We start from the raw sequence: 6,430 nt of genomic DNA on the forward strand, positions 1-6,430 counted from the left end.
CGCGGCGGCGATTTTTTCCCGCTTTCAGGCTGCCTGCAAACCGTTGCGGATGCGCCGCCAACAGGTAAACGCCAGCGCCGCGCAGGCAAGCCACATCAGCCAGTACCACGCGCCGTGCAGCGAGCCGTTCCACGCATAGCAGACGGCGGCCAGGCCGATAAAAAACGCGCGGTCGCTCTTGCCCATCGGCCCGTCGTAACGGCGGCCGCTGCCGTACACCTGCGCCAGCACGCCGCACAATTCGCTCAAGGCCGAGAGCCAGATAAAGCAGGCAGCCTGAAAGCCGGAAAACGGCGCAACAAAGGCCAAGGGCAGATACAGCGCGGCATCGGCGGCAACGTCGGTCAGCTCGTTCAGGCAGCCGCCAAGTGCCGACTGCTGGCCAAACTCGCGCGCCAGCATGCCGTCGGCCGCGTTCATCGCCATGCGCACAAACAGCCACAGCGGCAGCAGCCAAAACAGCGCCGGTACATCGGCACAAGCCGTCAGCAGCGCGCCCAGCAGCAGCGACAATCCACAGGCCGCCAGCGTAACCTGGTTGGCGCTGATGCCGCGGCGGTAAAGACGCACCACCAGCGGCCGCAGCAGGTTTTGGAATTTGGGTTTAAGGGCGTAGATACTCATGGGAAAAGAAAAAACAGAAAACGAAAATAGAAAAAAGCAGCCTGAAACACCATACCGCCGACAGCGTATGCGCGACGGCGCGCAACAGCCGCAGATATTTTTTCAGGCTGCCTGAAACCGTGTTCGGGCAGCCTGAAAGGGCAGTTTATGGTTTGTTCACCGGCGTGAGCGGTTTTTCGCCGGGCTCGAATACGCTGATCGGCTGTTCGTCGTCGAATACCGAAGTCGCTTTGTAGGCGCTGCCGTGTTTGCCGCCGCTGCGCTGCGGTTTCAACGGGATTTCGTTTTCGCCGGTATCGACTTCGATGCTGCTGCCTTCGGGCAGTACCTGGTCTTGGGTCGGACGCGGCGAAACGTTGGCTTTGGCGGCGGTCAGTTTTGCCGAACCGCTGTGCCAGGCCAGCGAGTGCAGATTGCCCTGGATTTTGGCGGCGCCGCTGCAGCTGATGCACACCGGCGTGCCGCGGCGGGCTTTGAGCACCTGATCGACTTTGGCGCTGCTGACGTTGCGGCCGTTACTCTGCGCCCAAGCGGCGATGCTTTGCTTCAGCGCGGCGGTTTTCAGATTGTTTTTGCGGTAGGGGTCGCCAAAGGCCGCCAGCCACAGATTGCCGCCGTCGTCCACGTTCAGCGCCGCCATTTCGTACACCACCGATGCCGGCGAGCCGGAAGTGATGGTTTTGGCAAACTGCAGCGCGTCGGGCGACTTCATGCGCACGCAGCCGTGGCTGCGCACACCGGGCACGCTGGAAGGATTGCTGGTGCCGTGGATGCCGAGACCGAGTTTGGGCTCGCCCAAACGCACGAACACCGGCCCCAGCGGATTGCTCGGGCCGGGCGGAACGCTGGTTACGCCGTCGCCGCGCTCGCGCTGGATGGATTTGGGAATGTGCCAGGTCGGATTAAAAGCCTTGGCGCCGATGCGGTGCTCGCCGAGCACGGTTTGGGTGTGCGCCTTGCCCACCGCCACCGGATAAGCCTTCTGCAGCTTGCCGTTGGAATACAGAAACAGCCGCTGCTGCGGGATGTTGATAACAACGTGCCAGCCCTGGGCGGACGGCGAAACGTCGGGAACGGGGGTGGTCTGGGCGGCCAGCGCGGCCTGGCCGGCAGCCAGCGCCAACAGGCCGATAAGCAGTTTGTTCATCTTGCTTGGGGTACTCGTACTACAAAAATAAAAGACGCGCATCATACCGTAAAACCGCCGCCCGCCAGCGCATTTGTACGCGCCCCGCCGGCAGCGCCGGGTGGCGGAAAGCAGCCTGAAAACGGCCAAACGGCAAGGCAGCCGCGCGCAACGCGCCGCCGGCAGGCGGCAGCCTGAAAAACGTGGGCAAAGCGCTGCGGCGGCATACTGTAGGCTTTGTGCAACAGTTCGGAAAACCTGTTTCGACAGCGGCGCCATCGCCGCCTGGTTTTATCTAAAAATGTCCACTTGGCAAAACGCCGAAAGCAGCCTGAAAACCCCAATCCGGTTTTCGGGCTGCTTTTAACGGCGAAGCGCCGGACGGATGCAAAAACACAGAAAACGGCTTTCAGGCTGCCGCCACCGCCCTACTCTCTGCCGCCGCCCACAAGGCCAGCTTGGCTTGGCGCGGCAGTTTTTTTACCCGCGCTTCGGCACGCAGCGCGGCGGAGCGGTCGAAGCAGCAGCCGATCAGGCGCATTTCGCCGGCACCGCGGCTGCGGGTGTAGCGCGCGCCGCGGCCGCTGCGGTGTTCGCCCAGCCGCCGTGCGGGGTCGGTGCAGATGCCGCAGTAGAGCGAGCCGTCGCCGCAGGCAAGCAGGTAGAGAAACCAGCGGCCGCAGCCCGAAACCGTGTCTGTCGTGTTCATGCCTTCCTTTCAGGCTGCCTGAAACCCTGCCGCGCTGGCAAAAACGGGCGTTTTTTGCTATAAACCGCCGCGTTTTCCCCCAACCCTAGGAACAATGATGGAACTTGTATTTATCCGCCACGGCCAAAGCGAATGGAACGCCAAAAACCTGTTTACCGGCTGGCGCGACGTCAATCTGAGCGAAAAAGGCGTTGCCGAAGCGCAGGCGGCGGGGCAGAAGCTCGCCGCTGCCGGCTACGAATTCGACCAGGCGTTCACGTCGGTGCTGACCCGCGCCATCAAAACCTGCAACATCGTGCTGGAAGAAAGCGGCCAGCTGTGGGTGCCGCAAACCAAAAGCTGGCGCCTGAACGAGCGCCACTACGGCGCGCTGCAGGGTTTGGACAAGCAGCAGACCGCGGAAAAATACGGCGCCGACCAGGTGCACATCTGGCGCCGCAGCTACGACACCCTGCCGCCGCTCTTGCCTGAAGACGACGAGTTTTCCGCGCGCAAAGACCGCCGCTACGCCCATCTGGCCGCCGACACCGTGCCCGACGGCGAAAACCTGAAAATCACGCTGGAGCGGGTGCTGCCGCTGTGGCAGGACGAAATCGCCCCCGCCATTCTCGCCGGCAAGCGCGTTTTGGTGGCGGCGCACGGCAATTCGCTGCGCGCGCTGGCCAAGCACATCGAAGGCATCGGCGACGACGAAATCATGAAGCTGGAAATCCCCACCGGCCAGCCTTTGGTTTACCGCTTGGACGGCAGCCTGAAAGTACTGGAAAAATTCTATCTGTAAACAGCCGCCGCGCGGCTTAAATACAGCGGCACCGCACAGCGCCTGCGGTGCCGTTTTTTGCTTTCAGGCTGCCTGAAAGCGTAGAAAAAGGCAGCCTGAAAAACCGTTTGGCTTTTTTCAGGCTGCCTGTGCTTAATGCTCGACGTGCTGCGGCAGGAAGCCGCCGCTCTGGTGCGCCCACAGTTTGGCGTAGAGCCCGCCTTTGGCCAGCAGCTCTTCGTGCTTGCCTTCTTCGACGATGCGGCCTTTGTCGAGCACGATCAGCCGGTCCATAGCGGCGATGGTGGACAGGCGGTGGGCGATGGCGATCACGGTTTTGCCGTCCATCATTTTGTCCAGGCTCTCTTGGATGGCGGCTTCGACTTCGGAATCGAGCGCGCTGGTGGCTTCGTCCAAAAGCAGAATCGGCGCGTCTTTGAGCATCACGCGGGCGATGGCGATGCGCTGGCGCTGGCCGCCGGAGAGTTTGACGCCGCGCTCGCCGACGTGGGCATCGTAGCCGCGCCGGCCTTTGGCGTCGGACAAATTGGGGATGAAGTCGGCGGCTTCGGCGCGCTCGGCAGCCTGAAACATTTCTTCGTCGCCGGCGTCGGGGCGGCCGTACAGGATGTTGTCGCGCACGGAGCGGTGCAGCAGGCTGGTGTCTTGGGTAACCAGGCCGATTTGCGCGCGCAGCGATTCCTGGGTGATGTCGTTGATGTTTTGGCCGTCGATCAGAATGTCGCCGCTTTGCGGCTCGTAAAAGCGCAACAGCAGGTTGACGATGGTGGATTTACCCGCGCCGCTGCGGCCGATCAGCCCGACTTTTTCGCCGGCTTTGATGTGCAGGTTGAAGCCGTTGAGCAGGGGCTTGCCGGATTCGTAGGAGAAATCGAGATGCTCGAAGCGGATGTCGCCGTGCTTGACTTCCAGGGCGCGGGCCTTGGGTTTGTCCAAAATGGTTTGCGGCTTGGAGAGCGTGCCCATGCCGTCGGTTACCGTGCCGATGTTTTCAAACAGCATCGCCGATTCCCACATGATGTACTGCGACAAACCGTTTACGCGCAGTGCCATGGTGGTGGCGACGGCCACCGCGCCGACGCCGACTTCGCCGCGTATCCACAGCCAGATGCCCAGCGCGGTGGTGCTGAAAATCAACAGTGCGTTTACGGCGAAAGACAAGGTGCTCAGCAGGCTGGCCAGCCGCATCTGGGCGTGAACGGTCTGCATGAATTCTTCCATCGACTCTTTGGCGTAGCGGGCTTCGCGCGCGCCGTGGGAAAAGAGTTTGACGGTGGCGATATTGGAATAGGCGTCGGTGATGCGGCCGGTCATTATGCTGCGGGCGTCGGCCTGTCGCTGGGCGGTTTTGGCCAGGCGCGGAATCAGGAGTTTCATCAGCAGGAAAAACAGCACCGTCCAGCCGATAAAGGGCGCCAGCAGCCAACGGTCGAGCGTGGCGAGAATCACGCCGCTGGTCAGGAAATACACCAGCACATACACCACCATATCGGCGATGGTCATTACCGTTTCGCGCACCGCCAGCGCGGTCTGCATCACTTTGGCGGACACGCGGCCGGCAAATTCGTCCTGATAAAAACCGAGCGACTGGTTGAGCATCTGGCGGTGGAAATTCCAGCGCAAACGCATCGGGAACACGCCCTGCAGGGTTTGCAGGCGCACGTTGGACGCGAAAAAGCGCCAAACGATGAAAAACGCCAGCAGCAAGCCCATGGCGGTGAGCGCCGCGCCTTTCTCCGCCAGCAGGGTCTCTGGGCTGTATTTGCCCAGCCAGTCCACCACTTCGCCAACGAATTGGAACAGCACGGCTTCGAGTATGCCGATAACGGCGGAACACACCGCCAGCACCAGTATCCAGCCGCGCACGCCGTCGATGCAGCTCCAAATAAAGCGGAACAGCCCGGCATCGGGCGTGGGCGGAACATGTTCGGGATAGGGGTCGATGCGGTTTTCAAACCAGCTGAAAATCGAATCCAACAGTTTCATGTGCGAATCCTTTGCCCGACGCGCTTTCAGGCAGCCTGAAAACGCAGCGGCGGTAAAAACGGGAAATTATAAACAACAAGACCAATCAGGCATCCTGAAAGGCGGAAACGGGGTTTCAGGCTGCCTTTCACTATTCTGCCCCCAGGCAGCCTGAAACGGCTCAGGCTTTGCCGCCTTTTGGGAAAAACTGCACCAGGTTTTCGCCCTGCGGCAGCACCAGTTTTTTCACGGCGTGGCCGAACACCGTTTCCAGCGTAATCCGCGCCAAACGGCCGTCGGCCACCGCCTGCTCGGCCAAACGGCGGGCGGCGCTTTCGTTTTCAGGCTGCAATGCCTGCCACAGCGCGAGCGTATCCATATCGCGGCGGAAACTCTCGGCGCTTTGGTATTCCAGCACCAGCTTGGCCGAATCCATTACCGGATCGTAAAAACCGTGATCGGCGAGCATGTCGCCCAAATCGTGCATATCAATCAGCGCGCTCGCGGCGCAGGCAATGCCGTTTTCGGCCAGCAGCGCGCGCACTTCGGGCAGGCTGTCGATACCGAAATGGCTGAAAAACAGCAGGCCGTCGGTTTTCAAACCGCCCGCCCAGGCATCGAATACCGGCAGCGGGTCGCTTTCGGTGGCCAGCGCCAGATTCGACCACAGCATATCGGCCTGCATCGGCGGCAGCGGGTCGCGCAGGCTCTGGCAGTGCTGTGCCGGCGCCGTTTTGCCTGCCAAGCGCGACAGCCAGCCGCTTTTGCGGCCGGCGGCGGCTTCAGCGAGAAACTCCGACCGCGGGTCGTATTCGCCGAACACGGCCTGCGGATAACGCGCCGCCAGCAGGCGCCGGCTGTGGTCGCCGTCGGCACCGGCCAGCACGATGCGCTGCGGCGTGCGGGTCAGAATCTGCAGGCGGCCGTCCATTTCGGCGGCCAGATGGCGGTGGATAAACCAGCGGTCGTCCATAATCCTTCCTTGGCGAACCTGCCGCAGGCAGCCTGAAAAAGGCCGCGGCAGGCGCATAGCAAAAAACCGCATCCGGCAGGATACGGTTTTTCAAATTCTGGCGCGGCGGACGGGGCTCGAACCCGCGACCCCCGGCGTGACAGGCCGGTACTCTAACCAACTGAGCTACCACCGCGCGTTTGGTGGTGGGTGATGACGGAGTCGAACCGCCGACATTCTGCTTGTAAGGCAGACGCTCTACCAACTGAGCTA

The 6,430-nt window shown here is 61.9% G+C and carries 6 protein-coding genes and 1 tRNA gene; 1 reads left to right on the forward strand and 6 read right to left on the reverse strand.

Translation table 11 applies throughout. The features are described 5' to 3' along the window. Positions 1 to 24: 24 nt before the first annotated feature. The 3 genes from MB824_RS01035 to MB824_RS01045 form a co-directional block, all read right to left on the reverse strand. Complete coding sequence (locus MB824_RS01035; protein WP_238745098.1) at positions 25 to 624, reverse strand: CDP-alcohol phosphatidyltransferase family protein; 600 nt, start codon at positions 622 to 624, stop codon at positions 25 to 27. A 145-nt stretch (positions 625 to 769) separates the two neighbouring features. After that, positions 770 to 1,771 carry a L,D-transpeptidase gene (locus MB824_RS01040; RefSeq protein WP_238745100.1) on the reverse strand — a complete coding sequence of 334 codons (1,002 nt, stop codon included), beginning with the start codon at positions 1,769 to 1,771 and terminating at the stop codon, positions 770 to 772. Between the two features lie 388 nt (positions 1,772 to 2,159). Continuing rightward, positions 2,160 to 2,459 (reverse strand): GIY-YIG nuclease family protein, encoded by a 300-nt coding sequence (locus MB824_RS01045; protein ID WP_238745103.1) that lies wholly within the window; start codon positions 2,457 to 2,459, stop codon positions 2,160 to 2,162. A gap of 97 nt (positions 2,460 to 2,556) precedes the next feature. Between MB824_RS01045 and MB824_RS01050 the strand changes: the two genes are divergently transcribed. Beyond that, positions 2,557 to 3,240, forward strand: coding sequence for a 2,3-diphosphoglycerate-dependent phosphoglycerate mutase (locus tag MB824_RS01050; protein ID WP_238745105.1), 684 nt, complete (start codon positions 2,557 to 2,559; stop codon positions 3,238 to 3,240). A gap of 132 nt (positions 3,241 to 3,372) precedes the next feature. On the opposite strand, the gene MB824_RS01055 is transcribed toward MB824_RS01050, so the two are convergent. From MB824_RS01055 to MB824_RS01065, 3 genes are all read right to left on the reverse strand, one after another. Next, positions 3,373 to 5,220 (reverse strand): ABC transporter ATP-binding protein, encoded by a 1,848-nt coding sequence (locus tag MB824_RS01055; protein ID WP_238745125.1) that lies wholly within the window; start codon positions 5,218 to 5,220, stop codon positions 3,373 to 3,375. Between the two features lie 166 nt (positions 5,221 to 5,386). Then, entirely contained in the window at positions 5,387 to 6,178 is a 792-nt protein-coding gene (locus MB824_RS01060; protein ID WP_238745107.1) for a class I SAM-dependent methyltransferase, read from the reverse strand. 98 nt (positions 6,179 to 6,276) lie between these two features. Then, positions 6,277 to 6,353 (reverse strand) — tRNA-Asp (locus tag MB824_RS01065). Positions 6,354 to 6,430 lie beyond the last annotated feature (77 nt).

Source organism: Kingella pumchi (genome assembly GCF_022288825.1).
Taxonomy (GTDB): domain Bacteria; phylum Pseudomonadota; class Gammaproteobacteria; order Burkholderiales; family Neisseriaceae; genus Kingella_D; species Kingella_D pumchi.

Coding starts and splice junctions, on each gene's coding strand:
- MB824_RS01035 (WP_238745098.1), bottom strand. CDS start 624: ATGAGTATCTACGCCCTTAAACCCAAATTCCAAAACCTGCTGCGGCCG.
- MB824_RS01040 (WP_238745100.1), bottom strand. CDS start 1,771: ATGAACAAACTGCTTATCGGCCTGTTGGCGCTGGCTGCCGGCCAGGCC.
- MB824_RS01045 (WP_238745103.1), bottom strand. CDS start 2,459: ATGAACACGACAGACACGGTTTCGGGCTGCGGCCGCTGGTTTCTCTAC.
- MB824_RS01050 (WP_238745105.1), top strand. CDS start 2,557: ATGGAACTTGTATTTATCCGCCACGGCCAAAGCGAATGGAACGCCAAA.
- MB824_RS01060 (WP_238745107.1), bottom strand. CDS start 6,178: ATGGACGACCGCTGGTTTATCCACCGCCATCTGGCCGCCGAAATGGAC.